This is a genomic window from Pseudomonas sp. FeS53a (assembly GCF_000931385.1).
GTDB classification, from domain to species: Bacteria; Pseudomonadota; Gammaproteobacteria; order Pseudomonadales; family Pseudomonadaceae; genus Metapseudomonas; species Metapseudomonas otitidis.
The window spans coordinates 25,022-41,126 of sequence record NZ_JYFT01000069.1; the positions used below are offsets into that span (position 1 = coordinate 25,022).

Sequence of the window (16,105 nt, forward strand, 5' to 3'; positions counted from 1 at the left end):
CCCGAACAACCCACAAGAAGCCGGCCATGACCCAGACGCCCATCACGCCCATCGTCACCCTGCTCGACATCGAAGCGATCGAGCGCACCCCGCTCGAAGAGCGCGGCATGCCCGCCAGCACCTACGAGCTGATCCGCCAGAGCGCCGAGCGCAGCCCCGACGCCACCGCGATGAGCTTCCTGCTCCAGGGGAGCGCCGAGGAAACGCCCTGGCAGCTCACCTATGCCGAGCTGCTGGCCCAGGTCACGCGCACCGCCAACGTCTTCCACCGCCTGGGTGTGCGCCCGGGCAAGGCGGTGTCGTTCCTGCTGCCGAACCTGCCCCACACCCACTTCACCCTGTGGGGCGGCGAGGCGGCGGGCATCGTCAATGCCATCAACCCGCTGCTGGAGCCCGAGCACATCGCCGAACTGGTCCGCGCCGCCGACTCCGAGGTGCTGGTGACCCTGGCGCCCTTCCCCGGCACCGACCTGTGGGACAAGGTGGCCGGCCTGCGCGACCACCTCGGCTCGCTCAAGGCCATCGTCACCGTGGACCTGGCCAACTACCTGCCGGAACCCCAGCGCAGCGCCCTCAAGGCCCAGCGCGGCCCGCTGCCGGAGGGCGTGCTGGACTTCGACACGCTGATCGCCGACTGCCCGGCCGACCACCTGGAGAGCGGCCGGGTGATCGCCCCGGACGACATCGCCTCCTACTTCCACACCGGCGGCACCACCGGCACGCCGAAGCTGGCGCCGCACACCCACCGCAACGAGGTGGCGATGGCGATGATCCTCGCCTACACGATCCACCTCGGCCCGCAGGACGTGACGCTCTGCGGCCTGCCGCTGTTCCACGTCAACGGCGTGATGGTCACCGGCCTGGCGCCCTTCTTCGTCGGCGCCCAGGTGCTGCTGGCCACGCCCCAGGGCTACCGCAGCACCACGCTGATCCAGAACTTCTGGAAGGTCATCGAGCGCTACCGGGTGAGCTTCTTCAGCGGCGTGCCCACCATCTACGCCGGCCTGCTGCAAGTGCCCAGCGAGGGGCATGACCTCTCCAGCCTGCGCTACGCCCTGTGCGGCGCCGCGCCGATGCCGGTGGAGCTGATCCGCCAGTTCGAGGCCAAGACCGGCCTCAAGCTCATCGAGGGCTACGGCCTCACCGAAGGCACCTGCGGCAGCTGCGGCAACCCCAATGCCGGCGAGCGCCGCCCCGGCTCCATCGGCCTGCGCATGCCCTACTGCGAGGTGAGCATCAAGGTGCTGGACGAGGACGGTCGCTACCTGCGCGATGCCGCTGCCAACGAGATCGGCAACGTCTGCCTGCGCGGCGTGACGGTGTTCAAGGGCTACCTGCAGGCCGGCAAGAACGCCGGCATCTGGGTCGATGGGGACTGGTTCAACACCGGCGACCTGGGGCGCATGGATGCCGACGGCTATATATGGCTGACCGGCCGCAGCAAGGACCTGATCATCCGCGGCGGTCACAACATCGACCCGCAGATGATCGAGGAGGCCCTCCACGGCCACCCCGCCGTGGCCATGGCCGCCGCCGTCGGCAAGCCCGACGAGAAGGCCGGCGAACTGCCGGTGGCCTACGTGCAGCTCAAGCCCGGCCAGCAGGCCAGCGAGGACGAACTGCTGGCCCACGCCGCCGCCCACGTGCCGGAGCGCGCCGCCGTGCCCAAGGACGTGTGGATCATCGACGCCCTGCCGGTCACCGCCGTGGGCAAGACCTTCAAGCCGGCTCTGCGCCACGACGCTATCCGTCGCGTGTTCGAAGAGCGCCTGGCCGAGGTCGCCCCCGGCGTACGGGTCGAGGTGCGCAGCGATGACCGCCACGGCCAGTTGGCCCACATCCATGTACCAGGCCTGGACGACGCCCGACGCAGCGCTCTGGAACAGGGCCTGGCCGGCTTCGCCGTGCGCTACGCGCTGTACCTCGCGGACTGAAATCCACCGCCCCCGGCCCCCCGGACGGGGGCCTCCCCACCCTGCAACCGGCCGATGGAATGGCCGGTTTGTGACGCCTTTCGGATTTTCGCCGGCCACCGGTCGGCCCGACTTCCGGCGTGCGTTGAAAGCGCCTCTGCGCAGCAATAATGTCGGGTCATGCAATTCCCGCGATGACACGGACCGTTCTGCAATGTCTCCTTCCGTTGGCCTCCGTGATGGAGGTGATCCATGAAGAACGCCCATTGGCAGGCCGATGTGCAGCAGTTGAAGGATCAACGGCTGTTCCAGAACGTCGCCGCCCACAGCCTCCGGCAGGTCCTGCGCGAATTCACCGCCTACGACCTGGAACAGGGCGAGGTGCTGCTCTCCCCCTTCGATCGCAACCAGTACCTCTACCTGGTGGTGCGCGGCGCCCTGCAGGTCTACCTCGGTTCGCTGGACAACCAGCCCATGTCCACCCTGGGCGTGGGTGACTGCGCCGGGGAAATCAGCTTCATCGACCACGAGCATCCGTCTGCCTACGTGGTCGCCGCCGAGCCCAGCACCGTGCTGCGCCTGCACCGGGAGGCGCTGCTGAAGCTGTTCCAGCAGTCCCCGCAGATGATGCAGAACCTGCTGGAGCTGCTCTGCGAGCGGGTGCGCGGCGGCAACCGGGTCATCCTCGACACCGAGCAGAACGCCAACGTCGACACCCTCACCGGCCTCTACAACCGGCGCTGGCTGGAACACGTGTACGCCCGCGAAAGCACCCGCTGCGCCTTCAACGGCCAGCCGCTGTGCCTGCTGATGCTGGATGTGGACCACTTCAAGGCCTACAACGACCGCCACGGCCACCTGGCCGGCGACTACGCGCTGTGCCTGGTGGCCCACACGCTGCGCAACCAGCTGCGGCCGAAGGACAGCATGTCGCGCTTCGGCGGCGAGGAGTTCGTCATCCTCCTGCCGGACATCGCCCTGGACGAGGCCCGCCGCATCGGCGAGCGCCTGCGCGCCAGCCTGGAGCAGATTTCCTCCTTCTATTCACCGGTCGGCGTGCTGCCGGGGGTGACCGTCTCCATCGGGCTCACCGAGATGGACCCGCGCGACGACCTCAAGTCGTTGATCGCCCGGGCCGACCAGGCCCTCTATGACGCCAAGATGCGGGGACGAAACTGCCTTAGCGGCTGAGCCCCGCTGCATCGGCCCCGACGGCTTGCTAGAGTGCGCCTCCACAACAACAGAAGCGGGATGCTCCCATGCGCAAAGTCCTCATCGCGCTGGCCGTCGTGGCCGTGCTCGGTCTGGCCGTGTTCTTCACCCTGCCCAACCTGCTGGACAGGCGGATGAACACCGTGGCCCAGCCCGGCCCCTACCAGGCCGGCGCCAGTGCCACCGACCTGCACAAGACCCTGTTCGTCGCCGACCTGCACGACGACGCCCTGCTCTGGCAGCGCGACCTGCTGGAGCGCCACGACTATGGCCACAGCGACCTGCCGCGCCTGCTGGAGGGCCACGTCGGCCTGCAGGTGTTCTCCACCGTCACCAAGACGCCGCGCGGCATCAACTACGAGAAGAACGACAGCGACAGCGACAACATCACCCTGCTGGCCATGGCCCAGCGCTGGCCTGCGCGCACCTGGCACAGCCTGCTGGAGCGCGCGCTGTACCAGGGCGAGAAGCTGGAGGACGCTGCCCGCCGCAGCGACGGCAAGCTGGTGCTGGTGCGCACCCGGGGTGACCTGGAAGGCTTCCTCGCCGCCTGGCAGAAGGACCCGCAGCGGGTCGCCGCGATCCTCGCCACCGAAGGCCTGCACCCGCTGGAGGGCAAGCTGGAGAACGTCGACCGCCTGTATGACGCGGGCTTCCGCATCACCGGCCTGACCCACTTCTTCGACAACGAGATCGGCGGCTCCGCCCACGGCATGGAAAAGGGCGGCCTGACCCGCTTCGGCCGCCGGGTCATCGCGCGCCTCGAAGAGAAGCACATGGTGGTGGACCTGGCCCACGCCTCCCGCGCCCTGATCGATGACGTGCTGAAGATCGCCGAACGCCCGGTGCTGGTCTCCCACACCGGTGTCGAGGGCACCTGCAAGGGGCCGCGCAACCTCACCGACGACCACATCAAACGGATCGCCGCCACCGGCGGGGTGATCGGCATCGGCTACTGGGACGCCGCCGTCTGCGACACCTCGGTGGACGCCATCGTCAAGGCCATCCGCTACACCGCCGACCGGGCGGGCGTCCAGCACGTCGCCCTGGGCTCGGACTTCGACGGCACCGTGCACACCCCGTTCGACACCAGCGGCCTGGCCCTGCTGACCGAAGGCCTGCAGAAGGCCGGCTTCAGCCAGGACGATATCGCCGCCATCATGGGCGGCAACGTGCGCCGCCTGCTGCTGGCCAACCTGCCCACCGAGTGAGGCTGCAGGCCCCGGAAAGTCCGGGGCCTTCGCCGCGATGGCTTCTTGCTTTACACTGGCGCCCGTTCACTCCTTAACCAATCGACGAGATGACCGTGCTCAAAGCACTCAAAAAGATATTCGGCAAGGGCGAAGCGCCCTTCGCCGGTAGCGCACCCAGCGCACCGGCCACCCCCACCCGCGAAGGTGAAAACAGCCCCGTACCGGCGCAACAGGCGCCACGCGCCGAGAAGCCGGCCCGCGACAACGCCCCCCGTGGCGAGCGCAAGCCGCGCGCCGAGAAGACCGCCGACGCCCCCCGCGCCGACAAGCCCAAGACCGACAAGCCCCGCAGCGAGAAGCCGCGCCGTGAGCGCGCACCCAAGCCGGTGGACACCTGGAAGCTGGAAGACTTCGTGGTCGAGCCGATGGAAGGCAAGACCCGCTTCCACGACTTCAAGCTCGCCCCGAGCCTGATGCACGCCATCCACGACCTCGGCTTCCCCTACTGCACCCCGATCCAGGCCGGCGTACTGGGCTTCACCCTCAAGGGCCAGGACGCCATCGGCCGCGCCCAGACCGGCACCGGCAAGACCGCCGCCTTCCTGATCTCGATCATCACCCAGCTGCTGCAGACCCCGCCGCCGAAAGAGCGCTACATGGGCGAGCCCCGTGCGCTGATCATCGCGCCGACCCGCGAGCTGGTGGTGCAGATCGCCAAGGACGCCCTGGCGCTGACCAAGTACACCGGCCTGAACGTGATGAGCTTCGTCGGCGGCATGGACTTCGACAAGCAGCTCAAGCAGCTGGAAAGCCGCTTCTGCGACATCCTCGTGGCCACCCCCGGCCGCCTGCTGGACTTCAACCAGCGCGGCGAAGTCCACCTGGACATGGTCGAAGTCATGGTGCTGGACGAAGCCGACCGCATGCTCGACATGGGCTTCATCCCCCAGGTCCGCCAGATCATCCGCCAGACCCCGCCCAAGGGCGAGCGCCAGACCCTGCTGTTCTCTGCCACCTTCACCGACGACGTGATGAACCTGGCCAAGCAGTGGACCGTCGACCCCGCCATCGTCGAGATCGAGCCGGAGAACGTCGCCAGCGACACCGTCGAGCAGCACGTCTACGCCGTGGCCAGCAGCGACAAGTACAAGCTGCTCTACAACCTGGTGGCCCAGAACAACTGGGAACGGGTGATGGTCTTCGCCAACCGCAAGGACGAAGTGCGCCGCATCGAGGAACGCCTCACCAAGGACGGCATCAGCGCCGCCCAGATGTCCGGTGACGTGCCCCAGCACAAGCGCATCAAGACCCTGGAAGGCTTCCGCGAAGGCAAGATCCGCGTCCTCGTCGCCACCGACGTGGCCGGTCGCGGCATCCACGTCGACGGCATCAGCCACGTGATCAACTTCACCCTGCCGGAAGACCCGGACGACTACGTGCACCGCATCGGTCGTACCGGCCGCGCCGGCACCAGCGGCACCTCCATCAGCTTCGCCGGCGAGGACGACGCCTTCGCCCTGCCGCCGATCGAAGAACTGCTGGGCCGCAAGATCAACTGCGAAATGCCGCCGGCCGAGCTGCTCAAGTCGGTTCCGCGCAACAAGCACTGATCCGCCGCCAGGCGACAGGAAAAGGCGAAGCCCCCGGGCTTCGCCTTTTTCATTTCAGCCCCCTGCAGACCGATGTAAAAACCTCACCATTTCCTCGCCCTCCATCGTCCGGCCCTTGCTGATCGATACAATAAATTCCACTATAGACAAATTATTTACAGCGGAGTCCCACCATGTCCAGCGCCCTGCCCCGGGTCATCCCCGCCCACGAAGCCGAACGCCTGCTGCCCCGCATCGACGTCCAGGCCGCCCTGCGCGGCATGTTCCTCGACCTCGCCGCCGGGGAGGCCGTGCAGCCGCCCCAGCAACTGGTGCCGTTCCCCGGCGGTGGCGACTTCATCAACTACCTCGGCGTGCTGGCCCGCGAGCAGGTCTACGGGGTCAAGACCTCGCCCTACCTGCCCAAACCACAGGGCGCGGTGGTCACCGCCTGGACCCTGCTGATGTCCATGCAGGACGGCCAGCCGCTGCTGCTCTGCGACGCCGCCACCCTCACCACCGAGCGCACCGCCGCCACCACGGCGCTGGCGGTGGATGCCCTGGCCCCGGCCGATGCCACCGAGCTGGCCGTCATCGGCAGCGGCGCCGTGGCCCGCGCGCACATCCGCCATTGCCTGGCGCTGCGGCCGTGGCAGCGCATCCGCGTGCACTCCCCACGCCTGCAGGCCGAGGGCGAGCGTGCCGACGCCCTGCGCGCGCTGGACCCGCGCGTGACCCTCTGCACCCGGCAGAACGATGCCGTGGCCGGTGCCGGGGTGATCCTGCTCTGCACCTCATCCGCCGGGCCGGTGCTGGACCCGCGCAGCCTCGGCCATGCGCCGCTGGTCACCTCTATCAGCACCAATGCCCCGCGCGCCCATGAAGTGCCGCCCGAGGCCCTGGCCGCGATGGACGTGTACTGCGACTACCGCGCCACCACCCCCGCCAGCGCCGGGGAGATGCAACTGGCGGCTGAACACCACGGCTGGTCCGTCGACGCCCTGCGTGGCGACCTGCCCGAGCTGCTGGCCGGTCGTGCGCCCCGCCCGGACTACCAGCGTCCGGTATTCTTCCGCTCCATCGGCCTGGGCCTCGAAGACGTCGCCCTGGCCCACGCCCTGCACCGGCTCAGCAACGAGGAAACGGCATGACCCAGGCGGACTTCATCATCATCGGCGGCGGCATCGCCGGCGCCTCCACCGGCTACTGGCTGTCGCGCCACGGCCGGGTCGTGCTGCTGGAGCGCGAAGAGCACGCCGGCTACCACGCCACCGGACGCTCCGCCGCGCTCTATACCGTGGCCTACGGCACACCCCAGGTGCGCGCCCTCACGGCGGCCAGCCGGGCCTTCTTCGATGCACCGCCGGAAGGCTTCTGCGAACACCCGATCCTCACCCCACGGGGCGAGATGGTGGTGGACTTCACCGGCGACCGTGACGAACTGCAGCGCCAGTTCGACAGCGCCCGGGAACAGGTGCCCGACGTGCGCCTGCTGGACGCCGACGAAGCCTGCCGCCTGGTGCCGGTGCTGCGCCGGGAGAAAGTCCACGGCGCCATGCTCGACCCCAGCGCCGCCGACATCGACACCGACGGCCTGCACCAGGGCTACCTGCGCGGCATCCGCCGCAACGGCGGCGAGGTACTGACCGGGGCCGAAGTCGCCGCCCTCGAACGCCACGGCGACACCTGGCAGGTGGAGAGCCGTGCCGGCCGCTTCAGCGCCCCCGTGGTGGTGAACGCTGCCGGCGCCTGGTGCGACCGCGTCGCCGAGCTGGCCGGGGCCCGCCCCCTGGGCCTGCAGCCCAAGCGCCGGGCGGCGTTCATCTTCACCCCGCCGGAAGGCATGGACTGCCACGCCTGGCCGGCGCTGGTGAGCCTCGACGAATCCTTCTACTTCAAGCCCGATGCCGGGATGCTGCTGGGCTCCCCGGCCAACGCCGACCCGGTGGAGCCCCAGGACGTGCAGCCCGAAGAGCTGGACATCGCCCTGGGCATCTACCAGATCGAGGAGCACACCCTGATGAACATTCGCCGCCCCGCCCGCACCTGGGCCGGCCTGCGCTCGTTCTTCGCCGACGGTGATCTGGTCTCTGGCTACGACCCCCGCCTGCCGGGCTTCTACTGGGTGGCCGGCCAGGGTGGCTACGGCATCCAGACCTCCGCCGCCATGGGCGAGGCCAGCGCCGCGCTGATCCGCCGCCAGCCGCTGCCCGAGCACCTCGCCCGCTTCGGTCTCACCGAGGCGATGCTGGCCCCCGCCCGCCTGGGATGACGGCCCCGGCGCTTTGCGCCACACTCCCCCGCGCCGGCCACCGGGCCGGCGCCGTTTCCCGTCCCTGGAGCCCCGCATGACGCCAAGCCCTGCCCCCGATCTGGACAACTACCGGGCCATCGCCGACGCCATCGCCACGCTGTTCTTCCCCCACGCCGAAGTGGTCGTGCACGACCTGCGCACGCAGGCGATCGACTACATCGCCCACAACCTGTCCAAGCGCTCGGTGGGTGACGATTCGGCCCTGGAAGACATGCTCGAAGAAGGGGTCGAGGAGCGGAACATCGGCCCCTACGAGAAGCTCAACTGGGACGGCCAGAAGATCCGCTCGGTGAGCACCGTGCTACGCGATGCCGAGGGCAAGCCGGTGGCGGTGCTGTGCATCAACCTGAACATCTCCCTGTTCGAGTCGGCCAAGGCGGCGCTGGACCTGTTCCTCGCCCCCGGCAAGCTGATCCCCCAGCCGGACGCGCTGTTCCGCGACGACTGGCAGGAGCGCATCAACACCTTCCTCCACAGCTGGATGCGCCAGCGCCAGCTCGGCCTCAACCTGCTGACCCGCGAGCACAAGCGCGAGCTGGTCCTGGCCCTTCATGCCGAGGGCGCCTTCAAGGGCAAGAGCGCCGCCAACTATGTGGCCAACGTGCTCAACATGGGCCGCGCCACGGTCTACAAGCACCTGCGCGAACTCAAGGAAGAACCCGAAACGGATAGGTAGGGGCCATTCGTTCCCCCAGCCCCGTAGGTCGGGCTTCAGCCCGGGACATACACGCGAAACCCGGACTGAAGTCCGGGCCACAGGAAACCATCCGGGGCCCTGTAGGGGCGACTTCAGTCGCCCGGTTCTTCGCGAGCAGAACTCGCTCCTGCAGCGTTCGTAGCCCGGGCTTCAGCCCGGGACATACACACGAACCCCGGACTGAAGTCCGGGCTACAGGAAACCATCCGGCGCCCTGTAGGGGCGACTTCAGTCGCCCGGTTCTTCGCGAGCAGAACTCGCTCCTGCAGCGTTCGTAGCCTGGGCTTCAGCCCGGGACATACATGCGAAACCCGGACTGAAGTCCGGGCTACAGGCACCATCCGGCGCCCTGTAGGGGCGACTTCAGCCGCCCGGCTCTTCGCGAGCAGAACTCGCTCCTGCAGCGTTCGTAGCCCGGGCTTCAGCCCGGGACATACACGCGAACCCCGGACTGAAGTCCGGGCTACAGGAAGCCATCCGGCGTCCTGTAGGGGCGACTTCAGTCGCCCGGTTCTTTGCGAGCAGAGCTCGCTTCCGATCAATCCCCGTAGATATCGAAATCGAAGTACTTCGCCTGGATCGTCTGGTAGGTGCCGTTGGCGCGCAGGGCCTTGATGGCGGCGTCCAGCTTGTCACGCAGTGCGGTGTCGCCCTTGCGCACGGCGATGCCGGCGCCTTCGCCGAAGTAGCGAGGGTCGTTCAGCACCGGGCCGACGAAGGCGTAGCCCTTGCCGTTCTCGGTCTTGAGGAACCCCTCGTTGAGCGGGAACACATCGGCCAGCACCGCGTCCAGGCGCCCGGAGAGCAGGTCCAGGTAGATCTCGTTCTGGGTGCTGTAGCGCACCACCTTCACGCCCTTGGGCTCAAGCACCTCGGTGGCGAAGCGGTCGGTGGTGGTGGAGCGCTGGGTGCCGACGGTCTTGCCCACCAGGCTGGCGAAGCCATCGTCGACGCTGCTGCCGGCCTTCATCGCCAGCCGTGCGGGGCTGTAGTAGTACTTGCCGGTGAAATCCACCGACTTGCGGCGTTCCTCGGTGATGGTCATGGACGAGAGGATGGCATCCACCTTCTTCACCTTCAGCGAGGGGATCAGCCCGTCGAATTCCTGCTCCACCCACTGGCATTGCACCTTCATCTCCGCGCACAGGGCGTTGCCGATGTCGTAGTCGAAGCCGGCGATCTGCCCGTCGGGCGTCTTGTAGGCAAAGGGCGGATAGGCCGCCTCTATGCCGATGCGCAACGGCTTGTCGGCCGCGAACGCAGTGGAGGCCAGGAGGCCGAGGGCAAGGCTGCCAAGGAGGACGAGTTTCTTCATGGTGCGACTCCCGCTGTGCATGTGTGGGCCCGGCCGTTCAGGGGCGAGCCGTTTCGTGGTGGGCGTTGAAGGAGGGCAGTGACCGGCCCCTGCGGCTGGCGCAGGTACCCGGCGTGGAGAAGGAAAAGGGAATCGCGCGGCACGGCGACACCTTGTTATTGGAATTTCAGTCCACTCTGGACTTTTACGTACAAATCGTCAATCGGCCGCTCAACAACCGGCACGGCTGACCCAGGTCATGCCATGACCCGACGGGGCGTCTAGGCTGCCTACAGGCAACCCAACGGGAGAGGCAGGCCATGGACCACGTACACCTGATGATCACGCTGCTGGTGGCGGGCTTCCTGTTGCTGGGCATCGGCTTCAGCAACCGGGAGAAGGAATGGGGGGTGTGGCTGACGGGGCTGGGCACGGCGTCCATGTTCATGCCCATCGTCTTCAAGATGTACATCGAGCTGGGCTGAGCCTCAGCCCTCGGGGGTATCCCAGCGCTTCGCGGCGGCCTGGTCGCTGCAGCGGCCCTCGACCCAGCGGGGGCCGTCGGGGGTGTCTTCCTTCTTCCAGAACGGCGCGCGGGTCTTGAGGAAATCCATGACGAAGTTGCACGCGTCGAACGCGGCCTGGCGGTGGGCGCTGGCGGTGCCGACGAAGACGATGGGCTCGCCCGGCTCCAGCCGTCCGATGCGGTGGAGGATGTCGATGTTGAGCAGCGGCCAGCGGGCCGAGGCCTCGTCGGCGATCTTCTGCAGCGCCTTCTCGGTCATGCCCGGGTAGTGCTCGAGGAACATCCCGGCCACGTCCTGGCCGTCGTTGAAGTCCCGCACGTAGCCGACGAACCCCACCACCGCACCGACACCGACGTTGGCGGCGTGCAGGGCATTGAGTTCAACGCCCGGGTCGAAGGCAGCGCTCTGCACGCGAATGGCCATGTCAGCCTCCGGTCACGGTGGGGAAGAAGGCCACTTCGTCGCCTTCGGCCAGCGCCTCGTCGAGGCTGCACAGCTCCTGGTTGCGGGCGCACATGAGGTTCTGCTCGTCGAGCACCGCCCACACGCCGCCGCGCGCCGCGAGGTGCTGGCGCAGGTCGTCGAGGCGGGCGAAGGCCGGGTCCCAGGCCAGTTGCTCGCCATCCAGGCCGAGGGCCTCGCGGTAACGGGCGAAGTACTGCACACGGATCATGGTCACGCCTCCGCCTGGTAGTGGCCGCTCTTGCCGCCGAGCTTTTCCAGCAGCCGCACGGACTCGATGGTCATGCCACGGTCCACGGCCTTGCACATGTCGTAGAGGGTCAGCGCGGCGACGCTGGCGGCGGTGAGGGCCTCCATCTCCACGCCGGTCTGCCCGGCCAGCTTGCAGCGAGCGACGATGTGCACCACGTCGTCGCCTTCCGCGGCCAGCTCCACCTTGACGCTGGTGAGCATCAGCGGGTGGCAGAGGGGGATGAGGTCGGACGTCTTCTTCGCCGCCTGGATGCCGGCGATGCGCGCCACGGCGAACACGTCGCCCTTGGGGTGGCCGCCGGCCTGGATCATCGCCAGGGTTTCCGGGCGCATGCGCACCCGCGCTTCGGCCGTCGCCTCACGGGCGGTCACCGCTTTTTCGGTGACGTCGACCATGTTGGCGCGGCCTTGGGAATCGAGATGGGTCAGCACTGCAAGTCTCCTCGGGCGACCCGGTGGGAGCGGGCCGCAGGAGGCGAATTGTATACAGAAGAGCCGGTGGCGGTCGCGCTTTCGCCGCCGGGCGGGTGAGCGCCCGGCGGCGACGGCGGCTACATGTGGGCTTCGGCGTATTCGGCGAGCACCGAACGCGGGACGCCCTGGAGGGTGATGTGAACGCCGTGGGGGAAGTCCTTGAAGCGTTCGGTCAGGTAGGTCAGGCCCGAGCTGGGCGCCGACAGGTAGGGGGTGTCGATCTGCGCGAGGTTGCCCAGGCAGATCACCTTCGAGCCGGTGCCGGCGCGGGTGATGATGGTCTTCATCTGGTGCGGGGTGAGGTTCTGGCACTCGTCGATGATGATCAGGCTCTGCTGGAAGCTGCGCCCGCGGATGTAGTTCAGCGATTTGAACTGCAGCGGCACCTTGCTGAGGATGTAGTCCACGCTGCCGTGGGTGCTCTCGTCATCCATGTGCAAGGCTTCGAGGTTGTCGGTGATGGCCCCCAGCCAGGGCTCCATCTTCTCGGCCTCGGTGCCGGGCAGGAAGCCGATCTCCTGGTCCAGCCCCTGCACGCTGCGGGTGGCGATGATGCGCCGGTAGCGCTTGGTCACCATGGTCTGCTCGATGGCTGCGGCCAGCGCCAGGATGGTCTTGCCCGAGCCGGCGGCGCCGGACAGGTTGACCAGGTGGATGTCCGGGTCCAGCAGCGCGTACAGCGCCAGCGCCTGGTACACGTCACGCGGGCGCAGGCCCCAGGCTTCCTGGTGCAGCAACGGCTCCTGGTGCAGGTCGAGGATGGTCAGCTCGGTGCCCTGGATGCCCTTGATCCAGCCGACGAAGCCCTGCTCGTCGACGATGAACTCGTTGACGTGCACCGCCGGCAGGTTGTCGGTGAGCTGCACCCGGTGCCAGGTGCGGCCGTGGTCCTGGCGGGTCTCCACCTTGCTGACGCGCTCCCAGAAGGAACCGGGCATGTCGTGATAACCACGGGACAGCAGGGACACGTCGTCCACCAGCTGGTCGGTGTGGTAGTCCTCGGCATCGATGCCACAGGCGCGCGCCTTCAGGCGCATGTTGATGTCCTTGGTGACCAGCACCACGGACAGGCCGGGCCGGCGGGTCTTCAGCTCCACCAGCTGGTTGATGATGCGGTTGTCGTTGAGGTTGTCCGGCAGCCAGGTGATGGGGGCTGCGCTCTTGCTCATGAGGATCGAGAGGAAGCCGCAGGGGCCGCTCTTCTCGCGCTGGATCGGTACGCCGTGCTCCACCTCCTCGGGGGTCGCGCCACCGAGGATCTTGTCGATGAGGCGGATGGCCTGCCGGCATTCGGCGGCCACGCCCTGCTTGCCACTCTTGAGCTTGTCCAGTTCCTCCAGCACCGTCATGGGGATGGCCACGTGGTGTTCTTCGAAGTTGAGGAGGGCGTTGGGATCGTGGATCAGAACGTTGGTATCGAGGGCGTAGAGGGTTGGAGCGGTGGAGCGGGCGCGTCCGTGGTCATCCATACTCGGTCACCTTCTTGTCGGTCCGGGCGACGGAATGCCGGTACGGCGCTCCGCCGAGGAAGGACTGCCGCCCTGCCTGCCCGGGTCATGCCGGGAGCCAGGGACTCCATGAGGAGGATGAGGGCCTGGGGCCGCCACCCTGTCCTCAGGATTCGGCGGTCTGATTTGTTAATAACCCAAGAGAGATGACAGAAAAAAGAACTTTTTGGTCCGCAAAAACCTTTTTTTATCCCTCGACGAATAACCCTTGGCGCCGGACAGGGGCGCCGCTAAAGTCCGAAGTCCCCCCTGCCCTCGCCGCTCCGCTGCCCTCAGCGGTAGGTGTTGCACGGCATCCAGTCCACTCCCGCCAGGGCCGTCCGGTCCTTCAGCCAGGGCACCGCCGCCAGGGCCTTCGGGTGGATGTCATGGAACAGCACCACGCCCCGGCGCCACAGCAGCATCAGGTTCAGCACCCGCTGCGCCGCTTCGTCGCCGCTGATGCGGGCGTTCCAGTCCTGCGAATCGATGTTCCACAGCGCCACCGTCAGCCCCTGGGCGGCGAAGAACGCCCCGCTGTCGGCACGACGCTGGCCATAGGGCGGGCGGAACAGCGGCACGGCGTTGTCCGGCAGCGTGCGGGCCACCAGATCACGCACCCGCACCACCGAGTCCTGCCACTGGTCCCAGCTGCTGTGGGACTTGTGCTCCCAGCCGTGCAACCCGACGCACTGGCCGGCGTAGAGCTGGCGCATCGCCTCCGGCGAGGACTTGCCCAGGCGGGTCTGGAACTCCTGCCCCAGCACGTAGAAGGTCGCGCTCATGTGCTGCTCGCGCAGCCAGGTGGTGAGGCGATCGCTGAGGCCGTAACGGGGCGTCGGGCCATCGTCGAAGGTGAGCAGGAACTGCCGGTCCTTCAGCTCATCACCATTACGCTCCTGCTCGGAGAACAGGCCGATCTCGCTGCTGATGCGCGGGAACAGCGCCGCCAGGCGCATCTGCTCGTCCAGGTAGCGCAGGTGGAAGCCCCGGCTGGCCTCGGACCAGGCGAAGAACGGCGAATCCGGCGTCACCTCGAAGCGCCGGGCGCGCTCGCGCAGCGCCGCCTCGTCAGCCGCCGCCTCGTCAGCCGCCGGCTCGCAGAACGGCCGCGTGGCGTCGCAGCCCTGGCTGGCCAGCCGGTAGTTCTCCGCCAGGCGCGCCCAGAAGCGCTTGCGCACCGTGGCGATGCCGTCCAGGTCCACCGCCTTGAGGCCCAGGCGTTGCTGCCAGGCGGCGGCGTCCAGCCCCTCGCTCTGCAGCAGGGTCTGGGCGAAGACCAGGATCTCGCCCCGGGAGGCGTCATCGAAGGCCGCTGGCGAATCCAGCGCAGCGGGCCAGGTGGAGCGGTCGATCAGGGCGATGCGGCTGGGGCCGGCGGCCTGGGCGAAGGTGGCGCCGAGCAGTGCGGCACCGAAAGCGAGGGTACGGAACATGGCGTTCTCCGTTCACGGCGGCGGAAACGAACGCGCCCCCGAAGGGGCGCGCTGTCAGCAGGGAGGGATCAGTGACGGTCCTGAACCCGTTGGATCGCCTTGTCGTACACCGGGTTCGCCTTCTGTTCCTTGGCCAGGTGGTAGTGGCGCAGGGCATCGTCGTACTGCTCGGCCGCCTCGTAGATGCGGGCGATGTTGTAGTAGGAGCTGGCGCGCACGGTGGCCGCGTTGGCACCCGTGGCCAGGGCGATGGCCTTGCGGTTGGCCCAGATGGCCTCGGCGGTGCGGTTGGCCTTCTGGTAGGCCAGGCCGAGGTTGCTGTAGGCCTGGCCGTAGTTGGCATCCAGCTCGATGGCCTGGCGGTAGAAGTCGATGGCCAGGTCCAGCTTGCCTTCGTGGTAGGCCGCCTCGCCCTTGCGGTTCAGCGCCTTGGCATCGCCCTGGGCAGCCTGGGAAGCCGCCTGCGCAGCCACGCTGCGGCCCTCGTTGAGCAGCGGCTCGATGTCGCCCAGCACGTAGGCCGCGTCCTTCGCCTGGCTGCCCTCCAGGGTGTTGATGTCCTGGAAGTCACCGGACGCGGTGATGCGGAACACCTTCCACAGGTTGCCGCGCTGTTCCTTGGGCACGTAGTAGGTGCGCACCAGGGACTGGCCGACGTAGACGAACACCTTCGCCTGGCTGCCCGCCAGTGCCTTGGAGGACGGGTTGTCCCGGTTGGTGAAGTCATGCACCGCGTAGACGTAGGTCTCGCCGTAGCGCTTCTTGTGCAGGGTGATGGTCTCCGGGCCGTAGCTGTCGGTGTCGTCCACGTCCAGGTCGGCGTCGGTGCCTTCCTTCTCGGCGAAGTAGATGTGGTTGCCCGGGTAGGCGATGTGGGAGTCCAGGTCCTCCGGCTTCTCGCCCCAGCTCAGCACGATGCGCAAGCCGTCCAGGTCCTTCATCACCGGGCTGATGGCATAGGTCATGCCGGTGCACGGGCACTTGGCGACGAGGTTGGAGTAGCCGTCCTTCTTCACGATCACCAGGCTTTCCGGGTCATCGGCGAAGCTGCTGTCCAGGGTCACGCGGCCCTGGGCATCGGTGCGGCCGGTCACGGTCTGGGCACCGTTCTTCTGCAGCAGCACCTCGGCGCCGGCAATCTTCTCGTCCTTCACCACGGCGCTCAGCACCTCGATGGAGACCGGCGCGGCCTGGGCCACCACGGCACCGGAAGCGAACAGCAGGGAAAGTGCGATACGCGAGAGGGTCTTCACAA

The 16,105-nt window shown here is 67.9% G+C and carries 15 protein-coding genes; 8 read left to right on the forward strand and 7 right to left on the reverse strand.

Translation table 11 applies throughout. The features are described 5' to 3' along the window. The first annotated feature begins 26 nt into the window (after positions 1 to 26). The 7 genes from SZ55_RS22055 to SZ55_RS22085 all read left to right on the forward strand — a co-directional run bounded on the left by SZ55_RS22055 (position 27) and on the right by SZ55_RS22085 (position 8,897). Complete coding sequence (locus tag SZ55_RS22055; RefSeq protein WP_044411715.1) at positions 27 to 1,934, forward strand: acyl-CoA synthetase; 1,908 nt, start codon at positions 27 to 29, stop codon at positions 1,932 to 1,934. A gap of 231 nt (positions 1,935 to 2,165) precedes the next feature. Further along, entirely contained in the window at positions 2,166 to 3,104 is a 939-nt protein-coding gene (locus SZ55_RS22060) for a GGDEF domain-containing protein (RefSeq protein ID WP_044411717.1), read from the forward strand. Between the two features lie 68 nt (positions 3,105 to 3,172). Beyond that, the gene (locus tag SZ55_RS22065; RefSeq protein ID WP_044411720.1) at positions 3,173 to 4,336 is read left to right on the forward strand and encodes a dipeptidase; all 1,164 of its coding nucleotides are present in this window, start codon (positions 3,173 to 3,175) and stop codon (positions 4,334 to 4,336) included. Positions 4,337 to 4,431: 95 nt separating this feature from the next. After that, on the forward strand, positions 4,432 to 5,928 hold the full coding sequence (gene rhlB / locus SZ55_RS22070; protein WP_044411796.1) for an ATP-dependent RNA helicase RhlB: 1,497 nt from the start codon (positions 4,432 to 4,434) through the stop codon (positions 5,926 to 5,928). Between the two features lie 173 nt (positions 5,929 to 6,101). After that, entirely contained in the window at positions 6,102 to 7,058 is a 957-nt protein-coding gene (locus tag SZ55_RS22075) for an ornithine cyclodeaminase family protein (RefSeq protein WP_044411723.1), read from the forward strand. Then, positions 7,055 to 8,179 carry an NAD(P)/FAD-dependent oxidoreductase gene (locus tag SZ55_RS22080; RefSeq protein WP_044411725.1) on the forward strand — a complete coding sequence of 375 codons (1,125 nt, stop codon included), beginning with the start codon at positions 7,055 to 7,057 and terminating at the stop codon, positions 8,177 to 8,179. Before SZ55_RS22075 ends, SZ55_RS22080 begins: the two co-directional genes overlap by 4 nt. Positions 8,180 to 8,255: 76 nt before the next feature. Continuing rightward, a complete protein-coding gene (locus SZ55_RS22085; protein ID WP_044411726.1) occupies positions 8,256 to 8,897 on the forward strand; it encodes a helix-turn-helix transcriptional regulator in 642 nt (213 codons plus the stop codon). A gap of 559 nt (positions 8,898 to 9,456) precedes the next feature. On the opposite strand, the gene SZ55_RS22090 is transcribed toward SZ55_RS22085, so the two are convergent. After that, entirely contained in the window at positions 9,457 to 10,233 is a 777-nt protein-coding gene (locus SZ55_RS22090) for an ABC transporter substrate-binding protein (RefSeq protein ID WP_044411728.1), read from the reverse strand. A gap of 299 nt (positions 10,234 to 10,532) precedes the next feature. On the opposite strand from SZ55_RS22090, the gene SZ55_RS28480 reads away from it, so the two are divergent. Then, entirely contained in the window at positions 10,533 to 10,697 is a 165-nt protein-coding gene (locus SZ55_RS28480; protein WP_164707481.1) for a hypothetical protein, read from the forward strand. Between the two features lie 3 nt (positions 10,698 to 10,700). Here the strand turns inward: SZ55_RS28480 and moaE are convergent, their stop codons facing one another. The 6 genes from moaE to SZ55_RS22120 all read right to left on the reverse strand — a co-directional run bounded on the left by moaE (position 10,701) and on the right by SZ55_RS22120 (position 16,103). Next, complete coding sequence (gene moaE / locus SZ55_RS22095) at positions 10,701 to 11,162, reverse strand: molybdopterin synthase catalytic subunit MoaE (protein ID WP_044411731.1); 462 nt, start codon at positions 11,160 to 11,162, stop codon at positions 10,701 to 10,703. A 1-nt stretch (position 11,163) separates the two neighbouring features. Then, a complete protein-coding gene (locus SZ55_RS22100) occupies positions 11,164 to 11,412 on the reverse strand; it encodes a MoaD/ThiS family protein (RefSeq protein ID WP_044411734.1) in 249 nt (82 codons plus the stop codon). 2 nt (positions 11,413 to 11,414) lie between these two features. Continuing rightward, the gene (gene moaC / locus SZ55_RS22105) at positions 11,415 to 11,885 is read right to left on the reverse strand and encodes a cyclic pyranopterin monophosphate synthase MoaC (RefSeq protein WP_044411737.1); all 471 of its coding nucleotides are present in this window, start codon (positions 11,883 to 11,885) and stop codon (positions 11,415 to 11,417) included. A gap of 119 nt (positions 11,886 to 12,004) precedes the next feature. Then, on the reverse strand, positions 12,005 to 13,396 hold the full coding sequence (locus tag SZ55_RS22110; RefSeq protein WP_044411740.1) for a PhoH family protein: 1,392 nt from the start codon (positions 13,394 to 13,396) through the stop codon (positions 12,005 to 12,007). A 311-nt stretch (positions 13,397 to 13,707) separates the two neighbouring features. Continuing rightward, positions 13,708 to 14,850, reverse strand: coding sequence for a polysaccharide deacetylase family protein (locus SZ55_RS22115; RefSeq protein ID WP_044411742.1), 1,143 nt, complete (start codon positions 14,848 to 14,850; stop codon positions 13,708 to 13,710). A 68-nt stretch (positions 14,851 to 14,918) separates the two neighbouring features. After that, complete coding sequence (locus tag SZ55_RS22120; protein ID WP_044411744.1) at positions 14,919 to 16,103, reverse strand: tetratricopeptide repeat protein; 1,185 nt, start codon at positions 16,101 to 16,103, stop codon at positions 14,919 to 14,921. Positions 16,104 to 16,105: the final 2 nt, after the last annotated feature.

Excerpts from the sequence above, each read along its gene's own strand:
- SZ55_RS22055 (WP_044411715.1), top strand. The coding sequence starts at position 27 with ATGACCCAGACGCCCATCACGCCCATCGTCACCCTGCTCGACATCGAA.
- SZ55_RS22060 (WP_044411717.1), top strand. The coding sequence starts at position 2,166 with ATGAAGAACGCCCATTGGCAGGCCGATGTGCAGCAGTTGAAGGATCAA.
- SZ55_RS22065 (WP_044411720.1), top strand. The coding sequence starts at position 3,173 with ATGCGCAAAGTCCTCATCGCGCTGGCCGTCGTGGCCGTGCTCGGTCTG.
- SZ55_RS22075 (WP_044411723.1), top strand. The coding sequence starts at position 6,102 with ATGTCCAGCGCCCTGCCCCGGGTCATCCCCGCCCACGAAGCCGAACGC.
- SZ55_RS22080 (WP_044411725.1), top strand. The coding sequence starts at position 7,055 with ATGACCCAGGCGGACTTCATCATCATCGGCGGCGGCATCGCCGGCGCC.
- SZ55_RS22085 (WP_044411726.1), top strand. The coding sequence starts at position 8,256 with ATGACGCCAAGCCCTGCCCCCGATCTGGACAACTACCGGGCCATCGCC.
- SZ55_RS22090 (WP_044411728.1), bottom strand. The coding sequence starts at position 10,233 with ATGAAGAAACTCGTCCTCCTTGGCAGCCTTGCCCTCGGCCTCCTGGCC.
- SZ55_RS28480 (WP_164707481.1), top strand. The coding sequence starts at position 10,533 with ATGGACCACGTACACCTGATGATCACGCTGCTGGTGGCGGGCTTCCTG.
- moaE (WP_044411731.1), bottom strand. The coding sequence starts at position 11,162 with ATGGCCATTCGCGTGCAGAGCGCTGCCTTCGACCCGGGCGTTGAACTC.
- SZ55_RS22100 (WP_044411734.1), bottom strand. The coding sequence starts at position 11,412 with ATGATCCGTGTGCAGTACTTCGCCCGTTACCGCGAGGCCCTCGGCCTG.
- SZ55_RS22110 (WP_044411740.1), bottom strand. The coding sequence starts at position 13,396 with ATGGATGACCACGGACGCGCCCGCTCCACCGCTCCAACCCTCTACGCC.
- SZ55_RS22115 (WP_044411742.1), bottom strand. The coding sequence starts at position 14,850 with ATGTTCCGTACCCTCGCTTTCGGTGCCGCACTGCTCGGCGCCACCTTC.